Source organism: Porphyrobacter sp. MBR-155, from assembly GCF_040547625.1.
Classification (GTDB): Bacteria; Pseudomonadota; Alphaproteobacteria; order Sphingomonadales; family Sphingomonadaceae; genus Erythrobacter.
This window is the reverse complement of record NZ_JBEPQB010000001.1, coordinates 175,762-202,005: the sequence shown is the minus strand read 5'-3', so window position 1 is coordinate 202,005 and position 26,244 is coordinate 175,762. Positions and strand designations below refer to the sequence as shown.

General features: G+C 64.8%; 24 protein-coding genes. All 24 read right to left on the bottom strand.

Features of this window, described 5'->3' with window-relative positions:
- Positions 1–187 precede the first annotated feature (187 nt).
- A complete protein-coding gene (locus tag ABIE62_RS00935; protein WP_354322770.1) occupies positions 188–931 on the bottom strand; it encodes a Bax inhibitor-1/YccA family protein in 744 nt (247 codons plus the stop codon).
- A 139-nt stretch (positions 932–1,070) separates the two neighbouring features.
- Complete coding sequence (locus tag ABIE62_RS00930) at positions 1,071–1,874, bottom strand: pyrroline-5-carboxylate reductase family protein (protein WP_354322769.1); 804 nt, start codon at positions 1,872–1,874, stop codon at positions 1,071–1,073.
- 15 nt (positions 1,875–1,889) lie between these two features.
- A complete protein-coding gene (locus ABIE62_RS00925; protein WP_454184763.1) occupies positions 1,890–2,396 on the bottom strand; it encodes a type III secretion system chaperone family protein in 507 nt (168 codons plus the stop codon).
- Positions 2,397–2,557: 161 nt separating this feature from the next.
- On the bottom strand, positions 2,558–4,000 hold the full coding sequence (locus tag ABIE62_RS00920) for an SPOR domain-containing protein (RefSeq protein WP_354322767.1): 1,443 nt from the start codon (positions 3,998–4,000) through the stop codon (positions 2,558–2,560).
- Positions 4,001–4,127: 127 nt separating this feature from the next.
- Positions 4,128–5,876, bottom strand: a complete 1,749-nt coding sequence (gene ftsZ / locus ABIE62_RS00915; RefSeq protein WP_354322766.1) for a cell division protein FtsZ — start codon at positions 5,874–5,876, stop codon at positions 4,128–4,130.
- 157 nt (positions 5,877–6,033) lie between these two features.
- A complete protein-coding gene (gene ftsA, locus ABIE62_RS00910; protein WP_354322764.1) occupies positions 6,034–7,368 on the bottom strand; it encodes a cell division protein FtsA in 1,335 nt (444 codons plus the stop codon).
- The gene (locus tag ABIE62_RS00905; protein WP_354322763.1) at positions 7,368–8,291 is read right to left on the bottom strand and encodes a cell division protein FtsQ/DivIB; all 924 of its coding nucleotides are present in this window, start codon (positions 8,289–8,291) and stop codon (positions 7,368–7,370) included. The genes ftsA and ABIE62_RS00905 overlap by 1 nt, the downstream gene beginning before the upstream one ends.
- Entirely contained in the window at positions 8,269–9,261 is a 993-nt protein-coding gene (locus ABIE62_RS00900; RefSeq protein WP_354322761.1) for a D-alanine--D-alanine ligase, read from the bottom strand. Before ABIE62_RS00900 ends, ABIE62_RS00905 begins: the two co-directional genes overlap by 23 nt.
- A complete protein-coding gene (murB, locus tag ABIE62_RS00895) occupies positions 9,258–10,223 on the bottom strand; it encodes a UDP-N-acetylmuramate dehydrogenase (RefSeq protein WP_354322760.1) in 966 nt (321 codons plus the stop codon). Before murB ends, ABIE62_RS00900 begins: the two co-directional genes overlap by 4 nt.
- On the bottom strand, positions 10,220–11,653 hold the full coding sequence (murC, locus tag ABIE62_RS00890) for a UDP-N-acetylmuramate--L-alanine ligase (RefSeq protein WP_354322758.1): 1,434 nt from the start codon (positions 11,651–11,653) through the stop codon (positions 10,220–10,222). The genes murB and murC overlap by 4 nt, the downstream gene beginning before the upstream one ends.
- Positions 11,650–12,873: an undecaprenyldiphospho-muramoylpentapeptide beta-N-acetylglucosaminyltransferase gene (gene murG / locus ABIE62_RS00885; RefSeq protein WP_354322757.1), complete on the bottom strand. Its 1,224-nt coding sequence runs from the start codon at positions 12,871–12,873 to the stop codon at positions 11,650–11,652. Before murG ends, murC begins: the two co-directional genes overlap by 4 nt.
- The gene (locus tag ABIE62_RS00880; RefSeq protein ID WP_354322755.1) at positions 12,870–14,099 is read right to left on the bottom strand and encodes an FtsW/RodA/SpoVE family cell cycle protein; all 1,230 of its coding nucleotides are present in this window, start codon (positions 14,097–14,099) and stop codon (positions 12,870–12,872) included. The genes murG and ABIE62_RS00880 overlap by 4 nt, the downstream gene beginning before the upstream one ends.
- Positions 14,096–15,469, bottom strand: coding sequence for a UDP-N-acetylmuramoyl-L-alanine--D-glutamate ligase (gene murD, locus ABIE62_RS00875; protein ID WP_354322753.1), 1,374 nt, complete (start codon positions 15,467–15,469; stop codon positions 14,096–14,098). The genes ABIE62_RS00880 and murD overlap by 4 nt, the downstream gene beginning before the upstream one ends.
- A gap of 14 nt (positions 15,470–15,483) precedes the next feature.
- Positions 15,484–16,554 carry a phospho-N-acetylmuramoyl-pentapeptide-transferase gene (gene mraY, locus ABIE62_RS00870; RefSeq protein WP_354322752.1) on the bottom strand — a complete coding sequence of 357 codons (1,071 nt, stop codon included), beginning with the start codon at positions 16,552–16,554 and terminating at the stop codon, positions 15,484–15,486.
- Positions 16,555–16,587: 33 nt separating this feature from the next.
- Positions 16,588–18,099 (bottom strand): UDP-N-acetylmuramoyl-tripeptide--D-alanyl-D-alanine ligase, encoded by a 1,512-nt coding sequence (locus ABIE62_RS00865; protein WP_454184762.1) that lies wholly within the window; start codon positions 18,097–18,099, stop codon positions 16,588–16,590.
- On the bottom strand, positions 18,066–19,553 hold the full coding sequence (locus ABIE62_RS00860) for a UDP-N-acetylmuramoyl-L-alanyl-D-glutamate--2,6-diaminopimelate ligase (protein ID WP_354322750.1): 1,488 nt from the start codon (positions 19,551–19,553) through the stop codon (positions 18,066–18,068). The genes ABIE62_RS00865 and ABIE62_RS00860 overlap by 34 nt, the downstream gene beginning before the upstream one ends.
- A complete protein-coding gene (locus ABIE62_RS00855; RefSeq protein ID WP_454184767.1) occupies positions 19,553–21,268 on the bottom strand; it encodes a peptidoglycan D,D-transpeptidase FtsI family protein in 1,716 nt (571 codons plus the stop codon). Before ABIE62_RS00855 ends, ABIE62_RS00860 begins: the two co-directional genes overlap by 1 nt.
- Positions 21,269–21,273: 5 nt before the next feature.
- The gene (locus tag ABIE62_RS00850) at positions 21,274–21,810 is read right to left on the bottom strand and encodes a hypothetical protein (RefSeq protein WP_354322747.1); all 537 of its coding nucleotides are present in this window, start codon (positions 21,808–21,810) and stop codon (positions 21,274–21,276) included.
- On the bottom strand, positions 21,807–22,748 hold the full coding sequence (rsmH, locus tag ABIE62_RS00845; RefSeq protein ID WP_354323023.1) for a 16S rRNA (cytosine(1402)-N(4))-methyltransferase RsmH: 942 nt from the start codon (positions 22,746–22,748) through the stop codon (positions 21,807–21,809). Before rsmH ends, ABIE62_RS00850 begins: the two co-directional genes overlap by 4 nt.
- Positions 22,748–23,242, bottom strand: coding sequence for a division/cell wall cluster transcriptional repressor MraZ (locus ABIE62_RS00840; protein ID WP_354322745.1), 495 nt, complete (start codon positions 23,240–23,242; stop codon positions 22,748–22,750). The genes rsmH and ABIE62_RS00840 overlap by 1 nt, the downstream gene beginning before the upstream one ends.
- Positions 23,243–23,593: 351 nt before the next feature.
- Positions 23,594–24,373 carry a motility-associated ABC transporter substrate-binding family protein gene (locus tag ABIE62_RS00835; protein ID WP_354322743.1) on the bottom strand — a complete coding sequence of 260 codons (780 nt, stop codon included), beginning with the start codon at positions 24,371–24,373 and terminating at the stop codon, positions 23,594–23,596.
- Positions 24,354–24,788, bottom strand: a complete 435-nt coding sequence (locus tag ABIE62_RS00830) for a hypothetical protein (protein WP_354322741.1) — start codon at positions 24,786–24,788, stop codon at positions 24,354–24,356. The genes ABIE62_RS00835 and ABIE62_RS00830 overlap by 20 nt, the downstream gene beginning before the upstream one ends.
- A complete protein-coding gene (locus ABIE62_RS00825) occupies positions 24,785–25,813 on the bottom strand; it encodes a cysteine synthase A (protein ID WP_354322739.1) in 1,029 nt (342 codons plus the stop codon). Before ABIE62_RS00825 ends, ABIE62_RS00830 begins: the two co-directional genes overlap by 4 nt.
- Before the next feature lie 59 nt (positions 25,814–25,872).
- Complete coding sequence (locus tag ABIE62_RS00820) at positions 25,873–26,244, bottom strand: DUF1905 domain-containing protein (protein WP_354322737.1); 372 nt, start codon at positions 26,242–26,244, stop codon at positions 25,873–25,875.

Sequence of the window (26,244 nt, the reverse complement as noted above, 5' to 3'; positions counted from 1 at the left end):
ATCAACCTCTCTTGTTGTCAGCGGTGCAGCCGCTTTGACGAGCTTATATCGCGCCCGCCAGCTTGCTCAAAGCTGAAGTGCGCGAGATAGCGGCGTCACGCAACAAAGCAAATGCCCGGAACCTGACGAAAGGTTCCGGGCATCGGATATTCAGCGTCCGCGTCAGGTTTTGACCCGGAACTAGCGGCTACTCGCGATTGCCGAGGAACTGCAGCAGGAACATGAACATGTTGATGAAGTCGAGATACAGCGTCAGCGCGCCCATGATCACGGCCTTGCCCATGAACTGGGTGCCGCGCAGATGTTCGTACTGCATTTTCAGCCGCTGCGTATCATAGGCGGTGAGGCCCGCAAAAATCAGCACGCCCAGCCCGCTGATCACGAACGACATCGCGCCCGACTGCAGGAACAGGTTGACGACGCTGGCGATAATAAGGCCAATCACCCCCATAATCAGGAAGCTGCCCCAGCCGGACAGGTTCTTTTTGGTGGTATAACCCCACAGGCTGAGACCGGCAAAGGCACCCGCCGTCGCGAAGAAGGTCACGGCGATCGATTCCCCGGTGAAGACCAGGAAGATCGTTGACAGCGACAGGCCCATCACGGCCGCGTATGACCAGAACAGGATGTTCAGCGTCGCCCGGCTCATCTTGTGCAAGCCAAAGCTCATCGCCAGCACAAAGCCGAGCGGGGCAAGCATCACCACCCACATCAACGGAGTGCCCGCCATCGCGGCGGCAAAGCCGCTGCTGGCAGCCACCAGAGCCACGATCCCGGTCAGCAGCACCGCCGAGGTCATGTAATTGTAAATCGAGAGCATGTATGAGCGCAGGCCCTCATCATACCCTGCACGGCCGGCAACATCGCCGCCCGCGCGGGGCACGGAGCTCAACCGCTGCGCATCGCGCGAGGTGTCTTTCCAGTCAGCCATTGCGAAACCTCTAATCCTTGCAATCAAAGCGCGAAACGTCGCGCTCTCCATGATCGGCAATATCGGGCTTTCCTGTGCGCTTTTCAAGCGAAACCGGATTGCAAACTATGCACTTCATTCATCTTAACGGGCGTTAATGTTAATCGCCCTTGGAAAGCGCCGCGCCCTTGTCGCGGGTGGCGCGCAAGGTTTCGGCCAACAACCGCCGCAAGGCATCACCATTGTCGAGCACATTCATCCCTTCGCGGGTCATCCCGCCGGGGCTTGCCACCCGGTCGGCCAGCGCGGCGGGGCTGACATCGGCTGCGGCGGCAAGCGTCGCTGCGCCGTCAACCGTGGCGAGCGCAAGCTGCGCAGCCGTATCGGCATCCAGCCCCAGATCGATCGCCGCGCCCGCCAGCGCATCGATAAAGCGATAGACAAAGCCCGGCCCCGACCCGGCCAGCGCGGTGACGAGATCGAATTGCGCCTCATCGTCCAGCCACACGGCACTGCCGAGCAGGTCATACAGTGCAAACAGATCGGTGCGGGCGGCTTCATCCAAGCCCTGTTCGAGCAGGATGACCGGCGATTTGTTGATCCGCGCCGCCAGATTGGGCATCACCCGCACATGGCCGCCCGCATCGGGAAACGCCTGCGCCAGCTGCGCCAAGGTCATCCCGGCGAGCAGCGAACACACCGTAACGCCGCTGCCGGTCAGTCGCTGCAATCCCGGCGCAAGCGCGCCCAATTGCTGCGGTTTGAACCCCAGCATCACCGCGTCATGCGCGCCCGCCGCTGCGGCATCATCGGCGCTGCGATAAAGTGTTACGCCATCGGGCGCAGCGGGCAGGCCGGGGTCGAGCAGCGCAAACCGCGCAGGGTCAGCCCCCGCCGCCAGCCACCCGGCAAGCATGGCCCCGCCCATATTGCCGCATCCGATAATGAGAAGTTGGTTTATCATATGAGGTCGAACCTCTCAGGCCTCGCCCGCCGCGTCAACCATTGCCGCCTCCAGCGCCGCGCGCGGGGTCTTGTCGCCCCACAGCACAAACTGGAACGCCGGGTAGAACCGGTCGCATTCGTCGATCGCGCATTCGACCAGCGCCTGCGCCATGTCGAGGCTCAGCCGCCCGTCATCGCCCAGCAACGCGCCGTGGCGATACAGCAGCACATCGCCGTTCGACCAGATATCGAAATGCCCCAGCCACATCTGTTCGTTGACCAGACACAGCAATTCATAGGCGGACGCGCGCTTGTCATCGGTGACGCGGATATCGGGCAGGCACAGGAATTGCAGCACACTGTCTTCAGCGCGCCAGATCGCGCGCAGCTGGTAATTGGTCCAGCTGCCCTGCACCTCGCCGCTCATTTCGTCGTCGGAAACCATCTCATACGGCCAGCCACGCGCTGCGAACAGGTTGGCGAGCATTTCGACGGGGGCGGCATCGTCCTCGGCGGAATATTCCATATTGCTCACTCTCATCGGCGCTCTTTCGCTTGGGGGGAAGGCACGATCACGCCGTCCGAAGCACGTTTGGACGCCGACCGCGGGGGTTGGCAATGCGCCATCGCCCAGTGGCTGGGGAGAACCGGATAGAGCTGTGCAAAGCCTGTGCAAAGAAAGTGGGGGAGAGCCGGAAATTACTATTTAACCAGCTGAATTTCTTCACCTTCCGGGCTGACATAGAGGAAGCTGTCGATCCCCTTGCCCTTAAGCTCGCGCACCATTGCCTGCGCCTTTTCGCGGGTGTCGACCGGCCCGGCCAGCAGGCGGTGCGCCTCACCCCAAGGGGTGGTGTGCGGTTTCAGCTTGGCCAGCGTATCGCCGCCGCCGCGCGAAATGCGGCGCCAATCGAACCCCAGCGCCTTGGCGTTCCGGCCGGTTGCAACCTGCACCCACACGCGGCTAGGATGGACGGGTTTGACCGGCTCTTTGGGCTTGGGCTTTTCAGGCGGCGGCGGCGGGGCTTCGCGCTTGACGGTGATACGGCTGAGGTCAACCGCATCGCCGCCAACCCGCGCATCGGGCAACGCCGCGCTGCTGAGATCAGCAAAGGCATCGGCCACCCGCGCAGGTGGAGCAGGGGGCGGCGCTGGCGCGGGAGCGGGGTCAGGGGCGGGCGTTGGCGTTGGCGCAGGCACCGCGACCGGAGGCTTAACCGGGGCAGGAGCGGGCGGCACGAGTTCTGCGAGCGTTGACGGCGGCCTTGTGCGCGCATCGAGCGGCGGGCCTGCCGGGGCAAGCCTGCTATCGGCGCGTTCTTCTGCCGCGAACCGGGCCAGACGTGGATCATCACGGCCAATGTCAGCAGCGCGCGGGAAAATGCCGAGGTTGGCGGCGGCGGCTTGCTGCGGCTTGGTCAGGCGCGGCATATAGCCGAGATAGGGCACCAGCCGGGTCGCCATATCGCGCGGCATGATCTGTTCGACAATCGCCGCCGTGCGGTCGCTATCGCCCAGGATCGCAAGACCGAAGGCACGGGCACGCTGCGCCGCCATATCACGATTGCCGATCAGCGGGCGCAAGGCTTCTTCAAACTGCACACGGTTGCCCGCAATCGCATGGCTGATCGCGAGCCTGCGGCGGGCCTCGTCATTCGCCGGATCGAGTTCCAGCGCGCGCGTATAGGCCGCCTGCGCCGCCGCCTGTTCCCCCACCAGATCAAGCGTCAGCGCCTGATCGGTGAGCACCTCACGCGCCGGCACCCCCGCCGCCAGCGCCCGTTCAAACTGCACCAAAGCCTCACCAGCGCGGCCTGATCGCAGGTAAACCCCAGCCAACCCCTGCGCCACACGCGGATGGTTGGGGTCAAGTTCCGCCGCCCGGCCAAAGAACCCTATCGCGGCGTCAAGATCATCAACGCCCATCGCCGCCGCCCCGGCCTCAACCAAGGTATCGCGGTCACGCGGGGCCTTGGACAGCGCGACCAATGCGCGGTTCAGGCGCTGGACTTCGGGCGAAGGCAGTGGCTGCACCACTTCGCGCGCGATCACATCCTGCGCCGCTGCGGGGGATGCGACGAACGGCACGGCGACCGCCGCCAACGTCAGCGTCAGCGGGGCAAAACCAAGGAAACCAGCTTTCATCAGTTGCATTTAGCCGACCAACCGTCGCCCGCCAGAGCCATCAGCCTGCCTAAGCGGCGAATGGCACCGCCAATACGCCGGATGGATCGCCGGGCGCATTCCTGCGGCAATTGCTGGCTGGCAACGGTTACTGGTTATTCTGCCGCCCGAGGAAACGCGGGATGCTGAGCGCGGGGCCATCATCGTCGCCATCATCATCGTCATCGCGCGCGGTGCTGCGCGACAGGTTGGCCATGCGTTCAAACAAAGTGCTGCCAGCATTGGAAGCCGCACCGGCATCGCCGCCATCACCGTCCGCACCGCCAAGCAGCGAGCGCCGACGATTGCCGCCCAGCTTCGCTTCGACCGGGCGGTTTTCGGCGGCCAGCCGGTCGGCATTGGCAAGCAGATCATCCTGCACCGGCCCGCCCCTTGCATCGGGTTCGTCCTCTGCATCGGTGTAGGGTGCGTATTCTTCGCCGAGTTCAAGCGCGTCATCATCTTCGCCCGATACCGCCGGGGCGGCTTGGGACGAATCGGAGCCAAGGCCCTCATCTTCATCGCTGCGAAGTCCGGCGAGCGGATCGACAATGCCATCGACATCGTCATCATATTCATCGGCGTAACCATCTGATTCCTGCATCCCGCTAAGATCAAACGGCGCAGCAACTGCCGGTTGCTCCTCTGCCTCATCGGCAAGCTCCAGCGCCTCATCCTCGTCCCCGTCCTCATCCGAATAAGCCGCAGGCGACATTTCGGGCGGGGTCAGTTCAAACGCGGGGATGACAGGAGCAGCGGCGGCAGGCTGTTCGGTCTCTTCGGACGGCAGTTCCATCAGCCCATCGTCTTCGGACAGTTCCAGCACCGGTCGCTTGGGCGCGCGCGAAACGCCGAGCGATACCGGCTGCGAACGTTCAACCGCACCAGCGGCGCTCTGTTCGATCCCGGTGGCGACCACCGAAACGCGGATCTTGCCCTGCAGATCGGGATTGAAGGCGCTGCCCCAGATGATGTTGGCATCTTCATCAACCAGTTCGCGGATGTGGTTAGCGGCCTCGTCGACTTCGAGCAGGCGCATATCCTCGCCGCCGATGATCGAGATGATGACGCCCTTGGCACCGGCCATGCTCACCCCGTCGAGCAGCGGATTGGCGATCGCCTGTTCGGCGGCTTCGAGCGCGCGGTTTTCTCCCTCACCCTCACCCGTGCCCATCATCGCCTTGCCCATCTCGCTCATGACCGATCGCACGTCGGCAAAATCGAGGTTGATGAGGCCCGGCATCACCATCAGATCGGTGATCGAGCGCACGCCCTGCTGCAGCACTTCGTCAGCAAGCTGGAACGCTTCCTTGAAAGTGGTTTCAGCCTTGGCGACCAGAAACAGGTTCTGGTTGGGGATGACGATCAGCGTGTCGACATGGTCTTGCAGTTCGGCAATCCCGGCTTCGGCGGCGCGCATCCGGCGCGTGCCTTCGAACAGGAACGGTTTGGTGACGACGCCTACTGTCAGCACGCCCATGCGGCGCGCGGCTTCGGCGATGACCGGCGCGGCCCCGGTGCCGGTGCCCCCGCCCATGCCCGCCGCGATGAAGCACATGTTGACGCCTTCGAGCGCCCTTTCGACTTCGGCAACGGTTTCCTCAGCAGCGGCTTTGCCAACTTCGGGCCGCGCACCTGCCCCAAGGCCGCCGGTGATTTCGGGGCCAAGCTGGATGCGGCGTTCCGCTGGCGAGGTGCTCAGCGCCTGCGCATCAGTGTTGGCGACGATGAATTCGACGCCTTCAATCTCAGCTTGGATCATGTTGGCGATGGCGTTTCCGCCCGCGCCGCCAATGCCGATAACCGTGATGCGCGGACGCATATCGTCGATCACCGCAGGTCCGATATTGATGCTCATCAGCTTGCCCTCCAGGCGCAGGTAATCAGAATGTTCGACGCGCGCCCCACTTTATTTCCTCTGTGACATAATAAGGTTGCACATTTTATAGCTGCGAAGGCCTTATCCACAATGCTCGGTCAGGTGACAGGTCGCGGCGAACCTATGATCAGCCACCTCAGAAATACTCCTTGAGCGCACGAAACAGCCGCGTTGCAAGCGCCATCGTCCCGCTTTCACGCGCGAAACCGCGATAGACCCCGCCACGCCCAGCGCCCACTGCGCGGATATCAACCGGGTCTTCGGCGGCGTAAAGGCACAGCCCCGCCAACGTCGCAAAACCGGGGGCGTGATGCGCTTCGGGCATTCCGGCAAGCTGCGGCGGTCGCCCCAGCCGCACCGGCATCCCCAGCGCGCCCTGCACGAAATCGGCCATCCCGGCCATTTCTGCCCCGCCGCCGGTGAGTACCACTTGCCCTGCGCGCGCGCCGGAAAATCCCATTTCCTTCAGAGCCTTGCCGACCTCACCTGTGAGGATTTCCAGATGCTGGGTGACGACCGAGATCAGTTCGGCGCGCACGATCCGGTTCTTGTCATCCGCGCCGCGCGCCAGCGGGCCGACGGGCGTGTCACCGCCGGCTTCGCCCCCTGCTTCTCCGGGCGCGCTGACCGGGATCAGTTCGCGGTGATCAGCCGGGCTGGCAACCGCCGATCCGGCGACGCATTTCAATCGCTCCGCCTGCGAACGGCGGATGCCGAAACTGCTGGCTATCGCATCGGTGATATCAGCCGATCCAATTGGCAAGGCCCGCAGCCCCAGCAGCATCCCGCCTGCAAACACCGCCACATTGGTAACATCCGCGCCGATTTCGACCAGCGCCACGCCCAATTCGCGTTCTTCGACCGACAGACAGGCGTGGCCCGCTGCCAGCGGCGCGGCAACCACGCCTTCAACTTCAAGATGCGCGTTCTGCACCGCTTCGGTCAGATTGCGCACCGGCGCGCCATCGGCCAGCATCACGTGGATATCGACCCCCAGCCGTTCGGCATGGAGCCCGCGCGGATTGGCTACCCCGTGCGCGCCGTCGAGCGTGTAATGCGCGGGCTGCGCGTGCAGCACAGTGCGCCCGTCAGGCTGGATCATGGCGCGCGCATGGATCAACAGCTGTTCGACATCCTCATCCTCGATCCGCCGCCCGCCAATCTCGATATCGACCGCGACCACACTGCTCGCCAGCCCTGCCCCGGCGCAGGCGATCCACACGCTGCGCACGTTGCTGTTGGCGCTTTTTTCGGCGCGTTCCACCGCATCGCGGATGGCGAAGGTCGCGCTTTCCATATCGGTGACATAACCGCGTTTGATCCCGGCGCTGGCGCGGTGGCCCGATCCCAGCACCTGCAATTCACCGCTTTCGGTTTCGCCCATGATCATCGCAGAAATGCGGAAACTGCCGACATTCACAGCCGCAAAGGTGCGGGCGAGCCGGCGAGCGGGGGCAGCGCGCGACGCCATTATTCGCCCCCTCCATCATTGGCGGCGATGACCGGCCCTTCGCGCACGCCTTCGGGCAGGCGCATATACAGGCGCGGGGGTGAGCGCATGTCGAAGGCCAGCACCTTGCCGCCCAGCAAGCGGTTCTGCCCGTCCAGCCGCGCGAATTTGACCAGAGCAGTGGCGGCCTCAACCTCGCCTTCGGGCAGCGCGAGCAATTGCCCGGTCTTGAAGGTGAGGTTCCAGCGGCGGTTGCCGACCCATTCGGCGGCTTCGACCTGCGGGCCAAGCGCGGGCGCGGCGGCGATCAATTGTTCCAGATTGCGGGCCTGCTTGGCAGCCCCCGGCCCGGACAGGTGCAGCATTCCCTTGGCCTTGTCCGCGCTGATCGGTTCAAGCTCAACCCCGCCCGCGTCGATCAACACCAGCCGGTCGGCCTTTTCCAGCACCGCGTGGGGCGTGCGTTCGACGATATCGATGGCGAGCGTGTGCGGCAGCTGGATTGAAACCCGCGCGTCCTCGACCCACGGCAGTGCACGCAATTCGGCGCGCAGGGCGGCAATATCCACATCGGGCATCGCCTGATTGCGCTGGGCAAGCGCGCGGGCATAGACCTGCTGTTCGTCCATGCGGGACGTGCCGGTGACGCGCACGTTGCGCACTTCAAAGCCCGCATCGGCGGCAATCCGCGCCACCTGCGCTTCGGCCAGCGCAGGCACACCGGCGAGGCTAGCGATAACGAAGGCGATCCCCACCGCGCCGCCGATGATCATAGCGAGCCAGATGCGGCTCCATTGGTCTTCGGTGAACGGCAGCAGGCCCATCAGCCAATCGAGGAACCGGCTTGCCCGCCCTTGCGCGCGGCGCGCGGTCAGGCTGCGGCTCTGCGCCTTGGCGGCGCGGCGCACCCCGGTGGTGCCATTACGCCGGATCTGCTGCGCCATGCGATCCTCCTGCCTGTTTCAGCGCGTGCACCCGCAGCGCCTCTGCCACCAGCATTTCGACCAGATCGGCATAGGGAATGCCGCAATGCGCCGCCTGTTCGGGGACGAGGCTGAGCGGGGTCATCCCCGGCTGGGTGTTGGTTTCCAGCACGAACAGCCCCGCCTCGCCCGCTTCGTCGTCCCAGCGGAAATCGGTGCGGCTGGTGCCGTGGCAACCCAGCACCTGATGCGCGCGCACCGCGTAATGTTCGCAAAGGGCGGTGATTTCGGGCGGCAGTTGCGCGGGGAAAATGTGCTGCGTGCGCCCGGCGGTGTATTTGTGCTCGTAATCGTAGAAACCGTTTTCGATCACGAGTTCGGTGACGCCGAGCGCGCGCGGGCCTTGCGCGCTGTCTATCACCGCCGAAGTCAACTCGCGGCCCTTGATGAAGGGTTCGGCGAGCAGTTCGGAAAATTCCTGCCACGGGCCTTTCGCATCGCGGCTGATCGGGTTGCCGACATTGCTACCCTCGGTGATGATGGCGACGCCGACCGACGATCCTTCGTTGACGGGCTTGAGCACATAGGGGCGCGGCAGCGGGTCGCGTTCGAACAGTTCCTCGCAGGTGACAATCCGCCCGCCGGGCATCGGTATGCCGTGGGGGACGAGCGCCTGTTTGGTCAGCTGCTTGTCAATCGCAATCACCGAGGTGGCGAGGCCTGAGTGCGTATAGGCCAGCCCCATCAGATCGAGCATCCCCTGCACGCTGCCATCCTCGCCCGGAACGCCGTGGAGTGCGTTGAACACGACATCGGGTTTCGCCTCGGCCAGCCGCAGCGCAACATCACGCCCCATATCGATGCGGGTGACGCGGTGGCCCTTGCTTTCCAGCGCATCGGCGACGCCCGCGCCGCTGGAGAGCGAGACTTCGCGTTCGTTCGCCCAACCGCCCATCAGGACTGCAACGTGGAGGGGGGTGTCGAAACTCATGGCCGCCCCACCCGCTGGATTTCCCATTCGAGGCTCACGCCCGAGTTCGCATAGACCTTTTCACGCACCAATTCGCCCAGCCCTTCGATATCGGCGCTGGTGGCGGTGCCGGTGTTGATGAGGAAATTGGTGTGCTTTTCGCTGACCTGCGCCCCGCCAAGCGTCAACCCCCGGCATCCGGCCTCATCGACCAGCTGCCACGCTTTCATGCCAGCAGGGTTCTTGAAGGTCGAACCGCCGGTCTTGGTGCGCAAGGGCTGCGATTCTTCGCGCGCGGCGGCGATGCGGTTCATCTCCGCGCCGATTTCTTTGGGATCGCCGGGGTGGCCGCGCAGCCGCGCTGAAACCACAATCGCCCCGTCAGGCAGCGCCGAATGGCGATAGGTATAGCCAAGGTCATCCGCCGGCAGCGTCACCAACTCGCCATCGGGCAAAATCACGTCGCAGGTGACGAGAATATCGGCCACCTCGCGCCCGTAAGCCCCGCCGTTCATGCGCACAAACCCGCCGACCGTACCGGGGATGCCGCGCAGGAACTCCAGCCCCGCAATGCCATTGTCGCGCGCGGTGGAGGCGACCAGAATGCCGCTCGCCCCGCCGCCGCAGGTAAGCTCGTTTTCGCCCGTCACCGCGCAGCCCGCAAACGCCTTGCCCAGCCGCACCACCACGCCGGGAACCCCGCCATCGCGGATAATCATGTTTGATCCGAGGCCCAGCGCCATCACCGGGATTTCCCCGCCAAGCCGTTCGAGAAAGGTCTTGAGATCATCCAGATCCGCCGGTTCAAACAACCAGTCCGCCGCGCCGCCGGTCTTGAACCAGACATAGGGCGCAAGCGGTGCCTTGCAGGTCAGCTTGCCGCGAATGCCTTCGAGCGGGATGGGCGCGGCAACCGCACCATCAACCGCGCAGGTCGGGGCCGCGCCGCTATCATATTCATAATCATCGCCCGGCTGGTTCATGCCGCGCCTCGCTTCGCGGCAATCGCCGGGGCAAGGCCCGCCGCCCAGCGGGTAATATCCCCCGCGCCAAGGCACAAAACCATATCGCCGGGCGCGAGTTCGTCCGCCAGCGCTTGGGCAAGCGTATCGGCTCCGTCGATCACCCGCGCCGCCCGGTGCCCGCGCGCCTTCATCCCTGCGACCAGCGCAGCGTGATCGATACCGGGCAACGGCTCCTCACCCGCAGAATAGACCGGGGCGACATAGGCGATATCGGCATCGTCAAAGCAGGACTGGAACGCCTCCATCAGATCATTGAGCCGCGAATAGCGATGCGGCTGGGCGACCGCGATCACGCGGCCTTCCGTGCCTGAAACAGCCTCACGCGCGGCGGAAAGCACCGCGCGGATTTCAACCGGGTGGTGGGCGTAATCATCGATGATCGTCGCCGCGCCGCCATCCACCGCCACGCTGCCAACCTTGGTGAAGCGCCGCCGCACCCCGCCAAACCGGGCAAAGCCGGTGCGGATCACTTCGTCAGAGCAGCCCATTTCAATCGCCACCGCAATCGCGGCGAGTGCATTCTGGACATTGTGCCGCCCCGGCATCGGCAGGTGCACGCCTTCGATGCGCCTGTCCTCCGCCCCGCGCTGACGCACGATCACATCGAAGGTGTTCCCGCCTGCGCTGCTGCGCACATTGACCCCGCAGATGTCGGCTTGCAGCGAGAAGCCGTAAGTCACCACCTTGCGATCGCGCACCTGCCCGATCACCGCTTGCACTTCGGCGTGATCGATGCACAAGACCGCCGCGCCGTAGAACGGGACATTGTGGATGAACTCCACAAACGCGCGTTTCACCCCATCAAAATCGCCGTAGTGATCCAAGTGTTCGGGATCGATATTGGTGACGACCGCAATGGTGCCGTCCAATCGCAGGAAGCTGCCATCGCTTTCGTCGGCTTCAACCACCATCCAATCGGAATCGCCCAGCCGCGCGTTCGAACCATATTGTTCGATGATCCCGCCATTGATGACGGTGGGATCGACCCCGCCTGCATCCAGCAAGGTCGCGATCATGCTGGTGGTGGTGGTTTTGCCATGCGTGCCCGCCACCGCGACGGTGGATTTGAGCCGCATCAGTTCCGCCAGCATTTCCGCGCGGCGCACCACCGGGATGCGGTTTTCCAGCGCGGCGGCAACTTCGGGATTGGTGCGGCGCACCGCGGTCGAGGTGACGACGACCGCCGCGCCCTCCACATTCTCCCGCGCGTGGCCGATATGCACGGTAATCCCGCGCGCGCGCAGGCGTTCTACGCTCGCCCCTTCGGCGATGTCGCTGCCCTGCACGGTATAGCCAAGGTTGCGCATCACCTCGGCAATGCCGGACATCCCGATCCCGCCGATGCCGACGAAGTGGATGGTGCCGATATCGGTTCCAACACCCTTCATGGGTAGGCCCTGTCCTTGGCAGCCTTGCGGGTTGCGGTCTGCGGGCGCGTGGCGGTTTGCGCGGCGCGGGGCGCGCCCTCTCCCACCCGGATCACGTCCATCAGATCAATCCCGCTCATGCTTTCGACCAGATCGGCCAAGTCCTTCGCCGCATCGGGCCGCCCGCAATTGAACGCACAATGCGCCGCATTGGCGAGGCTGGCGGGGTTCATCGCCATCGCCTGTATCTGCTTGGCCAGTTCTTTCGGCTGGAACGCAGCCTGCCGGATCATCCGCGCTCCGCCCGCCTTGACCATCTCGCGGGTGTTGGCGGCCTGATGGTCGTCGGTCGCAATCGGCAGCGGGATCAGGATCGCGGGCCGCCCGACCGCCGTCAGCTCGGCAATGGTCGAAGCGCCAGCGCGCCCGATAAACAGATGCGCGTCCGCCAGCCGTTCGTGCATATCTTCAAAATAGGTGCCGAGTTCGGCGGGAATATCATGTTCGGCGTAGCGCGCCCGCACCGCGTCGATATCCTCTGCGCGGCATTGCTGGGTCACTTGCAAACGCTGACGCAGCGCCGGGGGCAGCATCGCCAATCCATCGGGCACGACCTCGGACAAGACCCGTGCGCCCTGACTGCCGCCGGTAACAAGGATGCGCAGCAGGCTGTCTTCGGTAAAGGCGGGGAAATCCTGTTCGCGTAAAGCGCCCACATCGGCGCGCACCGGGTTGCCGGTCAGGTGCACCTTGTCGGCGTGTTTCGGGTTCAGCCGGTCAACCTTGGCATAAGACGTCGCGATTCCATCGACCCGGCCCGCCAGCAGCCGGTTGACCCGGCCCAGCACCGCGTTCTGTTCGTGCACCACGCTCGGCAACCCCGCCGCCGTCGCCGCCAGCAGTGCGGGCAGCGCGGGATAGCCACCAAAGCCGACGATGGCCGAAGGCTCGAACGCGTCAAACAGCCGCAGCGCCATGCGCCGCCCTTCGAGCACAGCACGCACACCCGCAGGCCAGCCCAGCGGGTTCTTGCCAAACCGGCCTGCGGGCAACACGTGGGCGGTCAGGTAATCGGGCTTGCCGGGGATATTCGCCCCGCGTTCATCGGTGATCAGCGCGACGTGGTGCCCGCGCTCGTGCAGTTCTGCCGCCAGCGCGAAGGCCGGGATCAGGTGCCCGCCGGTGCCGCCCGCCGCCAACACGAAATGGCGTGACGCGCCTGTCGGTATCTGGCTGGTCATGCGCGTTCCTCCTTGCGATCGATCAACCCGCGCAATCCGCCGCCCTCACGAGCGAGGAACGGATTGCGCCGGGTGATCGCCAGCAATAGCCCAAGCGTGAAGCACACCGCCAGTGTCGATGATCCGCCATAGGATATCAGCGGCAAAGTCATCCCCTTGGACGGGAACAGTTTGAGGTTCACCAGAATGTTGATGAAGGCCTGCCCGCCGAATTGGGTGATCAGCCCCGCACCGGCGAGCAGCGCGAACAGGTTGTCTTCATTCACCAACCGCATCAACGCGCGCAGCACCAACCCGCAATATAACAATACGATCAGGGCGCAGATGATCAGCCCGAATTCCTCACCAATCACGGAGAAAATATAATCAGTGTGGGCTTCGGGCAGGTTCATCTTGCGGATGCCGAGCCACAAGCCGCTGCCCGTCCACCCGCCCGCTGTCAGCGTGCGCTGCGCTAGGTCAACCTGATCGAACGCGGTGCCGCCGCCCAGAAACCCGTCAATCCGGTGGCGGGCATTGTCGTAGAAGAAATAGGCCAGCGTCAAAGCGCCCGTGCCCAGTGCGATCACTGCGCCGATGCGTTGCCAGGGGATGCCCGCCAGCAACACCATCACCAGCCAGATGCCCGCAAACAGGATCGCATCTCCCAGATTGGGCTGCGACATCAGCAATCCGGCGATAAGCGCCATCAGCGCGCTGACATAAAGAATCACCGGCAGGCCGGGATCGCGCAGCCGCCAGCTTAAAATCCACGCGCAGATGATCGCAAAGCCGGGCTTGAGAAACTCCGACGGTTGCAGCGACATGCCCAGATTGATCCAGCGCCGCGCGCCGTTTTTTTCCTCACCGATGATCGGCACCAGAAACATCAGCGCCAGCATGATCGCTCCGACCAGAATGCCGATGCGGCGTGCCTGATCCCGGCTGGCAAACGACAACCCGATCATCAGCGTCAGGCCCATCAGCTGAAACACGATGTGGCGTTTGAAAAACATGAATTCGTCGAGCGTGACTGTGGCGGTCGAAAGCTGATCGGCGCTGGCAGGTGACGCGGCGGCCACCGCGACGATGCCGACCGCCATCAGGGTAACGATCAGCGCCAGCAACACCTTGTCGATTTCGCTCCACCAGATGCGCAGGGCATCACGCCAGCGGCGCTGGATCGAAACCGGGGTGAGCGAATTGCTGCGTCCGCGCGCCGCTGCGGTATAGGTCGGCGCGGTCATGGCAAGGGGCTCCGGCTTGCAGCGCCACCTGTGCCAGTATCGCAGCCGGTGATCGCACCAACCATCTGGCGGAAATGGTGCCCGCGCTTTTCGTAATCGCGGAACTGGTCATAGCTGGCGCAGGCAGGGGACAACAGCACCACCTCTCCCGGCCGCGCGGCCTCGGCAGCACGGCGCACGGCTTCGCTGATGAGTTCGCAGCGTTCAACCCGGACGCGCCCTTCGAGCAGGTCGGCAAATACCGGCCCAGCCTCACCCACGGTATAGGCCGCCGCGACATTGCCAAGGTGATCACCGCAGGCGCCCAGCCCATCTTCCTTGGGCAGGCCGCCAACGATCCAGTGGATGCGCGGCGCGCCGTCATTGATGGCTGCATCGGGCGTGAACGCGGCCAAGGCCGGGGCGGCAGAGGCGGCGTTGGTCGCCTTGCTGTCATTGATATAGACCACGCCATTGACGTCGCACACCCGCTCCATCCGGTGCGGCAGGCCGCGGTAGGAGGCGAGCCCGTGGGCGATGGTCGCATCGTTCAGGCCAAGCTGGCGGCAGATGGCAACCGCCACCGCCGCGTTCTGGGCATTATGCGGCCCGGCGAGCGAGGGCGAACGCCCTTCGGCAAACCCGGCGGCCGCCAGATCATCGGTCTTGACCCGCACGACCGGCTTGCCCGCTGCGGCGATGCGATCGGCAATCGCGCTGGTCGGGGCATCCTCATCGCAGATCAGCGCGGTGCCGGTTTCCTGCATCGCAAACAGGCGTTCCTTGGACGCGGCATAGGCGGCAAACCCGGCATAGCGATCAAGGTGATCGGGGGTGATGTTGGTCAGCGCGGCGACATCGCAATCGAGCGTGAAGGTGAGATCGAGCTGGAAACTCGACAGTTCGAGCACATAGACGCCTTTTTCGGCCAAGGGTTCCTGCGCCAGAATCGCCTCACCAATATTGCCGCCCATAACCGATGGCACGCCAGCTTCGGTCAGGATGTGATGCACCAGCGCGGTGGTAGTCGATTTGCCGTTGGTGCCAGTGATGCCGACCACCTTGTGCGGCGGCAGGCTTGCCCGTGCCATCGCAAATAGCTCGATATCGCCGATCACCGGCAGGCCATATTGCCACGCATGGGGCCCGATCGGATGGGTGTTCAATGGCACGCCGGGCGACACGATCACGCCCGCAAACCCAGTCAGGTCAAGCTCCAGCGGATCGACCAACTGGCAACGGCCTTCAAACGGCGCGCGCGCCACGTCCTGCCGATCCCACGCGACCACCTCTGCCCCGCTGGCCATCAACGCCTCAGCCGCCGCAGCGCCCGATCGGGCGAGGCCCAGCACCGCAAAGCGTTGACCGGCAAAGGCGGGGGAGGTGATCACGCGCGCATCGCCCCTTACCGCAGCTTCAGCGTCGACAGGCCGATCATCGCGAGCACGATAGCGATGATCCAGAACCGGATCACGACCTTGCTTTCGCTCCAGCCGAGCTGTTCAAAATGATGGTGGATCGGGGCCATGCGGAACACTCGCTTGCCGGTGCGCTTGAACCAAAACACCTGCACGATCACCGACACCGCCTCAAGCACGAATAGCCCGCCGACGATGGCGAGCACAACTTCATGGTGCGAAGCCACCGCGATCGCGCCCAGCGCCCCGCCAAGGGCCAGCGATCCGGTATCGCCCATGAACACCGCAGCGGGCGGCGCGTTGAACCACAGGAACGCCAGCCCCGCGCCCATGATCGCCGCGCAGAAAATCGCCAACTCGCCCGCTCCGGGCACGTGCGGGATGCCAAGATAGCTGCTGAAATCAGTCCGTCCCACCAGATAGGCGATGATCGCAAAGGTGCCGGCAGCGATAATCACCGGCATGATCGCCAGCCCGTCCAGCCCATCGGTCAGGTTGACCGCATTGCCCGCGCCCACAATCACAAACGCGGCAAACACGTAATAGGCCGGGCCGAGCGGGATGCTGACGCCGGTCAGAAACGGCAGATAGAGGTTGGTGTTGATCTGGCTGACGATCAGGTAGCTCGCCACCCCGGCCACCACGAATTCCAGCGCCAACCGCACCCGCGCCGAAACGCCTGCGTGGCTGTTCTTCGATACCTTGTCATAATCATCAAGGAAACCGATGAAACCGAACCCGATTGTCACCGCCAGACAGGCCCAGACAAACGGGCTTTCCAAATCCATCCACAACAGCAGCGACAGCGTCAGCGCGGTCAGGATCATCAACCCGCCCATCGTGGGAGTGCCGCGCTTGGCGAAATGGGTTTGCGGCCCGTCTTCGCGGATCGGCTGGCCCTTGCCCTGCCGCACGCGCAAAAGGTTGATGAAGCGCGGGCCGATTACAAGGCCGATCAGCAACGCTGTCATCAGCGTCGCCCCGGCGCGAAAGCTCTGGTAGCGCACCAGATTGAAGATGCCTTCGAAGCCAAGCCACTCGGCAAGCAGATAGAGCATTTAATCGTTCCTCGGCGCCCGGTGCTTCGGGCCTCAGCCTCCCGCTGCGGTTCCGGCAGGGGCGTTATCGGTAAAATGTGTCACCAGCCGGCCCAACCCGACCGAATTGGAACCCTTGACCAGCACCGCGTCCCCCGGAGCAAGACCATATTGCCCGAGCGCCGCGATGGCTTCGGCAGGTGTTCCGCAATGCGCGAAGGTGATGGGCTTGCCAAGCGCGGCGGCGGGCAGTTTCCCCAGTTCCTCCGCCAGCGCGCGCATCTCGTCACCCACCAGAATTGCGTGGCTCACCCCGGCTTCGGCCAAGGGCTCGGCCAGTTGGCGGTGAAAGGCGGGGGCAAAATCGCCCAGTTCCTTCATGCTACCCAGCACCGCGATGCGGCGGACGGCGTTGGTGGCGGCGAGTGTTTTGAGCGTCGCGCGCATTGATGCGGGGTTGGCGTTGTAGCTTTCATCGATCAGCAACGCGCTGCCGCCGGGCACATTTAAGGTATGGCGCGCACCGCGCCCCTTCAGCCCGCCCATTTCGGCCAGCGCCAGCCCGGCGCTCGCCAGATCGCCGCCCGCCGCGCGCACCGCAGCCATCACGCCAAGCGAATTGAGCACCCAGTGCTCGCCCGGTTCGGCAATCGTGTAGCACAGCCGGATATCGCCCATATCCGCCGTGACCAGCGCCCCGCCACTGGCTGCCGGGATCGCATCGAGCAGGCGCACGTCCGCACCATCTGCGCGCCCGAACGTGATGACCCTCGCCCCGAACGCCTTTGCATGGGCGATCAGCCGGTCGGCGTGTTCGGCATCAGCGGGAATAATCGCCGTGCCGCCGGGAACCAGCCCGGTAAATATCTGCGCTTTTTCGTCGGCAATCGCTTCGAGGCTGCCAAGGTTTTCGATATGCGCGGGCGCGATGGTGGTGATCAACGCGATATGCGGGCGCACATGATCGGCCAGCGGCGCGATTTCGCCCGCGTGGTTCATCCCCATTTCGAACACGCCGAACTTGGCCCGCGCAGGCATCCGCGCAAGACTGAGCGGTACACCGACATGGTTGTTGTAGCTACGCACAGAGCGATGCGCTGCGCCGCGGCTGGCGCGGTCAAGACAGGCGAAAATCGCTTCCTTCACCCCGGTCTTGCCGACCGATCCAGTGATCGCAATCCGCACCGTCGCAGCCCGATCCCGCGCGGCGTGGGCGAGCGCGTGGAGCGCGGCGGTTGTATCTGCGACCAGCACGTGGGGAAAATCGACCGGACGATCGACAATCGCGGCAACCGCGCCCTTTTCAAAGGCCTGAGTGATGAACTTGTGACCGTCCATCGCTTCGCCGCGCAGCGCCACGAACACATCGCCCGGTTTGACATCGCGCGAATCCATTTCGACGCCCGCGGCCTGAAAATCGTGGCTGGCAATCCCGCCCGTCGCCGCTTCGATTTCAGCAGCGCTCCACAATGCGTGTTGCAGGGCATCGCGCGCGGCAACGGGCCATTGGCGCAGCATCGGGTGCAGCGCATTCATCGCGGCGCGCTCCCACCAAACGCGGCGCATTGGCGCGCGACCTCGACATCATCGAAGGCTTCGATCCGCATAGTTTCTCCAGACCCGAATATTTGTCCCTGCTCGTGCCCTTTGCCAGCGATCAGCACAATGTCGCGTGGCCCGGCTTCCCCAACTGCGGCGGCGATGGCGGCGCGGCGATCACCGATTTCGCGCGCTGATCCGCCTGCTCCGGCCATGATGGCGGCGCGGATTGCGGCGGGGTCTTCGCTGCGGGGGTTATCATCGGTGATGATGGCAAGATCAGCCATGCGCGCGGCGACTTCGCCCATCAACGCGCGTTTGCCGGTGTCACGATCACCGCCCGCGCCGAACACCACGATCAACCGGCCGCCGCTTGCCACGTGGGGGCGGAGCGCGGCAATCGCGGCCTCCAGCGCATCGGGGGTGTGGGCATAATCGACATAGGCAGGCGCACCGGCAGGGTTGAGCGCGGCGCGTTCCAGCCGCCCGCGCACCGGTTGCAGGCGGGTGAGTGCATCGAACACCGAAGCAGGCGCGATCCCCGTCGCCAGCGCCAGTCCGGCGGAAACCAGCGCATTGGCAGCCTGATAGGCACCGATCAGCGGGAGATTGACCGAGCGCGTCTCATCGCCATGCGCAATCACCAGCGTCTGGCCAAGATGGCCGGGTTCCCGGTTGACGAGCCGCAAAAAACTGCCGCCCTCACCCACGGTGCACACATCCAAGCCGCGCGCTGAGGCGGTGGCGATCGCCTGTGCTGTCCATTTCGAACCATCGCCCGCATCATGGATCACCGCCGGGGTTCCGGGTGCGGCGACTTCGGTAAACAGCCGCATCTTGGCCGCGAAATAGCCCTTCATCGTGCCATGGTAATCGAGGTGATCGCGGCTGAAATTGGTGAAGGCGGTGGCTGCCACACACAGCCCTTCGTTGCGGTATTGGGACAGGCCGTGGCTTGATGCCTCAAACGCCACATGGGTCACGCCTTCACGCGCCAGCCCGCTCATATTGCTGAGGAAGGTGACGATGTCGGGGGTGGTCAGCCCGGTCGAAACCGAGCCATCGGGGGTGGTCACCCCCAGCGTCCCGATGCTCGCCGCGCGTTCGCCCGCCATGCGCCAGATTTGCCGCGTCATTTCCACGCACGAGGTTTTGCCGTTGGTGCCCGTTACCGCCACGATGGTGTGCGGCACCGGGGCAAAGAACCCCGCCGCCAGCTGCGCAAAGGCGCGGCGCGGCTGCGCATCGGCAATGTGGAGCGCGCCTGCAACCCGCGCTTCGGGCCGGGCGACGATGGCGACCGCGCCCGCCTCAATCGCGGCGGCGATGAAATCCTCACCATTGACCGCCGCGCCCTGAAACGCGCCGAACACCGTGCCGGGGGCAACCTTGCGGTGATCGATCGCAAAGCCGGTGACGCTGACATCGCCCGCCCCGCCCGGCGCAATCCCCGCGCGCTGCATCAGGTCGGCCAGCCGCATCAGTGCTTGTCCACCAGATATTGCAGATCGGAAATATCGACATCGCGCCGCTCATCGGGCTGCACCCCCAGCATCGGGCCGATGCGCGGCACCAGCCGGCCCACCACCGGCGCGGCGTTGAACGCGGCGGTGCGCTGGAATGATGATGCCACTGTGCCTTTGGGCTCATCGATCACGATCACCACCACATATCGCGGCGCATCCATGGGAAACGCAGCAGCGAAGGATGATACCAGCGAGGTTTTGTTATACCCCCCGCCCGAAGCTTTCTCGGCCGAGCCAGTCTTGCCTCCGACCCGGTATCCCGGCGCATCGGCGTTCCTGCCAGTGCCATAAAGCGAGATCATCCGCAGCATCTGCCGCATCCGCGACGAGGTCGATTCCTTGAACACCCGCCGCCCACGCGGCACATCGGCCGGATCAAGCTTCATCAGCGTCGACGGACGCCAGATCCCGCCATTGACCATCGCGGCATAGGCGCTTGCCAGATGCAGCGGCGTGACGGCGAGGCCGTGACCATAGCTGACGGTCATGTTGGTGATGCGGGTCCACTTGCCCTTGGGCCACAACGGAAACCCGCGCGCGGGCAGGTCGATAAACGGGCGGCTGTCCATGCCCAGATCGATCATGGTGCGGCGCAGGCGTTCGGCGCCGAGTTCATCCGCCACCCGCGCGGTCACGGTGTTGGAGGAATAAACCAGCGCCTGCGGGACATTGAGCGTTTCGCCCTTGGGCCTGAGATCCCTTATCGTGCTGCGGCCAACTGAAATCGGGGCGGCATTCCATGGTTTGCCCAAATCGCGCACCACGCCTGCATCAATCGCGGCGGCAATGCTCAGCGGTTTGAAGGTCGAACCCAGTTCATAAACCCCGTTGGTGACACGGTTGAACCCGTTTTCGGCCCCGGCTGCGCCCGCGGTATTGGGATCGAATTCGGGCAAGGAGGCCATCGCCATCACCTCGCCGGTATCGACATCCAGCACGATCCCCGCTGCGCCAATCGCGTTGGTTGCCAGCATCCCGCGCCGCAATTCATCTTCAAGCGCGCCCTGCACCCGCACATCGATCGACAGCGCCACCGGCTCTGCGCGCGTATCGGGATTGCTGAGCCGCGCATCGAGCACCTGCTCCATCCCGGTCTGACCGCCCTTGCCTTCGACGACATAGCCCAGCACATGGGCTGCCAGCGTGCCTTGGGGATAGTAACGATCAGTCTCACGCGGGATTTCCAGCGCGATTTCGCCCAGCGCAAACACCTTGTTGGCCTCTTCGGGCAGCAGGCGGCGGCGCAGATAGCCCGCCCGGCCCGATGCCAGGCGGCTGGCCATGCGGGCTTCGTCGATATCGGGGAAAATCGCCTTCAATTCGCGCGCCACGTCCTGCGGGCTGCGCACCAGCGGCGCGCCAACATCGCCCATTGCCTTGGGATCGAACCACAAGGCATAGGCCGGAAATGCGCGTGCCAGCGGGGCACCATTGCGATCGGTAATCTCACCGCGCGAAGGCAGCAAGGCGTCCTGCAGGCTGGTGCGCTGCGGGGTTTGCCCGGCCAGCCCCAAAGAAGCGATCCGCAACAGCGCGATCAGCGTAATCAGGGCAAATGCGGCAAAGATCCACAGCACCCGGAACCGGGCCGTCCACAATAATTGCGCCCGCAGATTGACACTCTGCAAGCGGCCAGCCGGAATTGAAGGGACTGCCGTGGTGGCAGTCATGGTGTTCATTCGCCAACACCCTTGGCGGAGATGGTTTGGGCCTGCGCGGCGCGGATCGGGGAGGCTTCGATCAGGAAATCGCCAAAGGCATCGCTGAACACTTCGCCCGCGCCCCTTTCGCCGACGGCCGAGGCGAGCGTGACGGTCGCGCCCGACACTGGTGAACGCATCGGGGCTTCGGCGGCAAGGCTCCCATCGGGGATGTCCGCCCGCGCAAGGCGGATCGGTGCGGGCGCATTCGGGCCGGGCCGCTGGCCAAGGCTGGCAAGCTGACGTTCGCCATCAAGAAATTGCCCGGCACGCGGGGCGGCGTAACCGAATTCGACAGTGTTCCACATGGCAAGCTGGCGCTGGCTGGCGCGGGTCTGGAATTCGGTTTCCAGCAGCAGCGTCTCGCGTTGCAGCGCGATCACCTGGCGTTCGGCCAGCAGCACTTGGCTTTTGACCGCATGAACCTTGAAGCTGAGGATGACGACCAGCGCAAAACAAACCGCCAGCACCGCCATCCATCCCAGCGACCTTGCCTGAGTGCTGCTGATCATGCTGCAATGCTCCTGGCTGGCGCGCCGGTGCGGATTGCATGGCGCAAGGTGGATGAACGGGCACGCGGGTTGCGGGCAAGTTCCGCTTCGGTCGGACGGATGCCCTTTGACAGGTTGGCGAAGGTCGGCGGCGGGCCGGGGATTTCGCCGGGCAGGTGGCGCGATACGGAACGCCCCGCGCCGCTGCGTTCACGCAGGAAGTGTTTGACGATGCGGTCTTCAAGGCTGTGAAAACTGACCACCGCCAACACCCCGCCTTCGCCCAGCAGCGCCTCGGCCGCGGCAAGGCCAGCTTCGAGCTCGCCCAATTCATCGTTCACATGGATACGCACCGCCTGAAACGTGCGGGTGGCGGGGTCTTTCTTGTCGTGCGGCTTGTGGCCCAGCGCGCGGCGCACCACGCGGGCGAGTTCGCCGGTGGTCGCCAGCGGGCGCGCAGCGACAATCGCGCGGGCGACGCGGCGCGACTGGCGTTCTTCGCCGTAACGATAGAGCACGTTCGCAATTGCTTCTTCATCGGCTGTGTTGAGGAAATCGGCCGCGCTTTCGCCATCCCGGCTCATCCGCATATCGAGCGGGCCATCGTGCATGAAGGCAAAGCCCCGGTCGCCTTGATCAAGCTGCATCGAGGACACGCCGATATCCATCACCACCGCATCGACCTGCGCAATGCCGAGCCGCGCCAATTCTTCGCGCATCGCGGAAAAGCGCGCCGGGTGAAGCGCGAGGCGGCCTTGATATTGCGCCACCATCACCTGCCCGGCAGCAATGGCATCGGGATCACGATCAAACGCGTGCACCTGCGCACCCGCATCGAGCAGCGCCTGCGTATAGCCGCCCGCGCCGAAGGTCGCATCGATGATGGTCATGCCGGGGGCAGGCTTGATCGCCGCGATCACTTCGCCGAGCAGCACGGGGATGTGCGGAGCGTCGACCATCACGCCGCCCCCTTGTTTGCGGCGGCGATCAGCTTGGCGCAAGCGGCCTGCGCGCCCTTCCACGCGGGGTCCATCCGCGCGAGTTCGGCCGGGTTCCAGACGAAGAAGAAATCGCCCGCGCCCTGAAAATAAAGCCCATCGCCAACCTTGCCGAGATCGCGCAGATGTTCGGGCATGATGAAGCGCCCGCTGTCGTCGAAGGGGAGCTGTTCAAAGCCGAAGAGCTGCTGGGCGCGGACATCGCGGTCGAAATCGGCATCGCCCAACCGGATCGCGCGTTCTTCTTCGCGTTCGAGTTGCTGGTTGAGTTTGTCAGTGCGCGACAGGCCGAACCCGATCAGGCAATCGAACCGGTCATGCGCGGCAAGGCACAGGATGCGGTTGCCGCCTGAACTTTCCTTTACAGCCTTGCGGAAGGCGGGCGGCAGGACAAAGCGGCCCTTATCGCCCGAAGGCGAGTAGGCTTGGCCGCTATATCCTCCAAACGCAGACACCCTCCCTGATCCCCTCTCGCCCTGTGCAACACGCCTTCTTCCCCGCCGCCCGCGCAAGCGCGAGCGGTGCGCCGACGCCCATCAGCCGGGCGCGGTGCGAGCAAGCATGTCTGATACCCCCCGGTAATATCGGGGAAGACACGGAGATGGAAGGGATTTTTACGGGAAAATGCGGGATAACTTGCTATAATATTGTTTTTAATTGATTAATGCCAATATCAGGGCGCTCACTCGGCAGGTGATTGACGCGATATCTCCCCGTGACACGCACGCGAATCAGCCGATTTGTGGTGGTTTTGCCGGGCGTCGCGACTCCGAGTCTGACTGCTCCCGCGATTTCCCCAAGGGTGGTTAATCCAGCGCGGCGGCCAGCACTTCGTGCAGCCGCTCCCCGCCTTCGCCCGCCAGTTCCGGATGCTCGAACAGCGCCGCATCGGCGATCACCATCACCCGGCCCTTGCCCACCCGGCAGCTTGCCGCTGCACCTGCGGCCAGCCGCGTGCAATCAGCCACGCCGGGATCGGTGATGGCAATGCGCCCCGCCAGCGCCAGCGGCAATTGCCCGCCTGCCAGCGTCGTGGTGGTGACTGCCAGTTCCTGGCCTTCGTCAAAGCTGATCGCCAGCCCCCAGCGTGCCACCACGGGCGGGATCAGCGCGCCATCCACCGGACGGCGCGGATCGCCCAGCGGCGCATCGTAATCCCCCGTCAGCGCCGGATCGAGCACCAGCAATAACCGCCCCCCGCGCCGCACCCATGCATCCAGCGCGACATTATCCGCAGGCGACAATCCGCGCGGCTGGATCACTGCCAGCCGTGCAAGTCCGGCCAGCGGATCAACCTCGGCCGCATCCGGGGGGAGCGCAGGAATGGGGGAGAGCGTGTCGAGCGGGGCAATCCGATAGCGTGCCTCAATCGCTTGGCGCTGCCATGGCGGCGCGGTGTTTCCGGCGGCCAGTTCGTGCAGCTGCGCCCCCTCAGGCCAATATAGCGGCAGGCTGGTCATCAATCCGATCGTCTGCTGCGGCGATTGCGCTGCACCCGTCTCGTCGGTCGGCGCAGGGTTGCATCCGGCCATCGCCAGCAGCATCGCCGCCAGCACATGGCCGCGATTACTGCGACGGCGCGGCATTGCCCGAACCGGATGGGCGCGGTGGCGGCGGCAGGTCGAGCGGGGTGGGTGATGGCGTGGGGCTTGGCTCAAGCGTAATATCGGGCACCACCCCGGCATCGGCGAGCGGATTGGCCTGCGATGGCGCGGGGCTTGGCTCGGTAGTCGGTGCAGCATCAGGCACGGCGGCTTCATCGGCCAGATCGGCCTGGCTGCCGATGATGCTCGCCAACCCGACAAGCAGCACCATCGCGCCAATCCCGAACAGCCCGACCTGCAGCCGCTGGATCGCCTCGGCGCGCGTTTGGCTCGCGGGTGCGGGGCCTTCGCCCTCGCCCGGCTCATCGGAAAACAGGCCGCGACGACCGCTTCCCGGCCCGAACAGGCTGCGCTGGTTCATGCCCCGCAACCGATCAAGCAGCGAAGGCCCGGTCATGCGCCGCTCTCCTGCGCGCTTACCAGCCAATCGAACACCGGCAGGCCCTTGGCCGCCAGCCATTCTGGATTATAGAGCGTTGAAAGATAACGAAAGCCCGTATCGCAAAGGATCGTCGCCACCTGCGGATTGGCGCGCCCTTCGGCTACCAACTCCTTGCCCAGCATTACCGCACCGGCCACATTGATCCCCGATGACAGGCCAAGGCACAGGCCTTCATCCTTCAACAACCGCGCGACCCACATCAGGCCTTCTTCGTCGCTGATGCGGTATTGCGTGTCGATCACTGCACCTTCGAGATTGGCGGTGATGCGCCCCTGCCCGATCCCTTCGGCAACCGAGGAGCCTTCTGCCTGCAATTCGCCGTGAGCGTAGTAATTATACAGTGCCGCGCCGTGCGGGTCGGTCAACGCGATGCGGATATTTTCGTCCTGCGCTTTCAGGCCAAGGCCCACACCCGCAATCGTTCCGCCGGTGCCCGCCGCGCAGGTGAAGCCATCGATGCGCCCGCCCAGCTGCTTCCAGATTTCGGGCGCGGTGCCTTCGATATGGGCGCGGCGGTTGGCGATATTGTCGAACTGGTTGGCCCACACCGCACCGGGCGTTTCTTCGGCCAAGCGGCGCGAGGTGTGGACGAAATGGCCGGGATTGGCGAATTTGGTCGGCGGCACCAGCACCAGCTGCGCACCCAGCGCCCGCAGCGTGTCCATCTTCTCCTGCGACTGGTTGTCGGGCATGACGATAATCGTCTTGTAACCGCGCGCATTGGCGACCAGCGCGATGCCGATCCCGGTGTTCCCCGCCGTGCCTTCAACCACAGTGCCGCCGGGCAGTAATTCGCCGCGCGCCTCGGCATCGCGGATGATCCACAAGGCCGCGCGGTCTTTGACCGACGATCCGGGGTTGGCGAATTCGCACTTGCCCCAGATGTCGCAGCCCGCCACCGCGCTGGGGCCGGCAAGCCTTACCATCGGGGTGTTACCGATCAGGGCGAGCGTATCGCCAAAGGGGCGGGTAATGTTCATGCGTCAGGGATTAGTCGCTCGCGCCGCTCGCCGCAACGGTCAAGGCGCGCGTCCAGCGATCAGGATGCCAGCGCGAGCATGGCCTCGACCGCAAGGCCTTCGTCTATCCCCTCTGCCTTGCGCACTGCGGCCTTTAGCGGCAGCAACCAGCCACCGGCCGCTTTGGAAGGGAACAGCGACGTTCGCCATGTCGTCGCGCCAATCGTCGCCACGACATACACCGATCCCCAGGCCGCGGCATTGACAGCGTGGGCGCGGATCGCGGCCGCCGTCTCGCCGTCGATGGTCAGGAAAAACCAGCTGCCTTTGGTTGCAGCGCCAGCGCTGCCCTGCCACAGCCACACCGTCCCGCACACCCGCCACGGCCCCGCAGAGCCGGTGGGCGCATGGCCCAGTTCTTCGCGCAGGAAACGGGCCAGATCATCGTCCAC

Coding starts and splice junctions, on each gene's coding strand:
- ABIE62_RS00850 (WP_354322747.1), bottom strand. CDS start 21,810: ATGATCAGCAGCACTCAGGCAAGGTCGCTGGGATGGATGGCGGTGCTG.
- murC (WP_354322758.1), bottom strand. CDS start 11,653: ATGAAGGGTGTTGGAACCGATATCGGCACCATCCACTTCGTCGGCATC.
- ABIE62_RS00935 (WP_354322770.1), bottom strand. CDS start 931: ATGGCTGACTGGAAAGACACCTCGCGCGATGCGCAGCGGTTGAGCTCC.
- murG (WP_354322757.1), bottom strand. CDS start 12,873: ATGACCAGCCAGATACCGACAGGCGCGTCACGCCATTTCGTGTTGGCG.
- ABIE62_RS00880 (WP_354322755.1), bottom strand. CDS start 14,099: ATGACCGCGCCGACCTATACCGCAGCGGCGCGCGGACGCAGCAATTCG.
- ftsZ (WP_354322766.1), bottom strand. CDS start 5,876: ATGAGCATCAATATCGGACCTGCGGTGATCGACGATATGCGTCCGCGC.
- ABIE62_RS00905 (WP_354322763.1), bottom strand. CDS start 8,291: ATGGCGCAGCAGATCCGGCGTAATGGCACCACCGGGGTGCGCCGCGCC.
- murB (WP_354322760.1), bottom strand. CDS start 10,223: ATGAACCAGCCGGGCGATGATTATGAATATGATAGCGGCGCGGCCCCG.
- ftsA (WP_354322764.1), bottom strand. CDS start 7,368: ATGGCGTCGCGCGCTGCCCCCGCTCGCCGGCTCGCCCGCACCTTTGCG.
- ABIE62_RS00855 (WP_454184767.1), bottom strand. CDS start 21,268: ATGACTGCCACCACGGCAGTCCCTTCAATTCCGGCTGGCCGCTTGCAG.
- mraY (WP_354322752.1), bottom strand. CDS start 16,554: ATGCTCTATCTGCTTGCCGAGTGGCTTGGCTTCGAAGGCATCTTCAAT.
- ABIE62_RS00900 (WP_354322761.1), bottom strand. CDS start 9,261: ATGAGTTTCGACACCCCCCTCCACGTTGCAGTCCTGATGGGCGGTTGG.
- ABIE62_RS00920 (WP_354322767.1), bottom strand. CDS start 4,000: ATGAAAGCTGGTTTCCTTGGTTTTGCCCCGCTGACGCTGACGTTGGCG.
- rsmH (WP_354323023.1), bottom strand. CDS start 22,748: ATGGTCGACGCTCCGCACATCCCCGTGCTGCTCGGCGAAGTGATCGCG.
- ABIE62_RS00860 (WP_354322750.1), bottom strand. CDS start 19,553: ATGCGGCTGGCCGACCTGATGCAGCGCGCGGGGATTGCGCCGGGCGGG.
- ABIE62_RS00830 (WP_354322741.1), bottom strand. CDS start 24,788: ATGACCGGGCCTTCGCTGCTTGATCGGTTGCGGGGCATGAACCAGCGC.
- ABIE62_RS00865 (WP_454184762.1), bottom strand. CDS start 18,099: ATGCGCCGCGTTTGGTGGGAGCGCGCCGCGATGAATGCGCTGCACCCG.
- ABIE62_RS00835 (WP_354322743.1), bottom strand. CDS start 24,373: ATGCCGCGCCGTCGCAGTAATCGCGGCCATGTGCTGGCGGCGATGCTG.
- ABIE62_RS00930 (WP_354322769.1), bottom strand. CDS start 1,874: ATGATAAACCAACTTCTCATTATCGGATGCGGCAATATGGGCGGGGCC.
- ABIE62_RS00925 (WP_454184763.1), bottom strand. CDS start 2,396: ATGAGAGTGAGCAATATGGAATATTCCGCCGAGGACGATGCCGCCCCC.
- ABIE62_RS00825 (WP_354322739.1), bottom strand. CDS start 25,813: ATGAACATTACCCGCCCCTTTGGCGATACGCTCGCCCTGATCGGTAAC.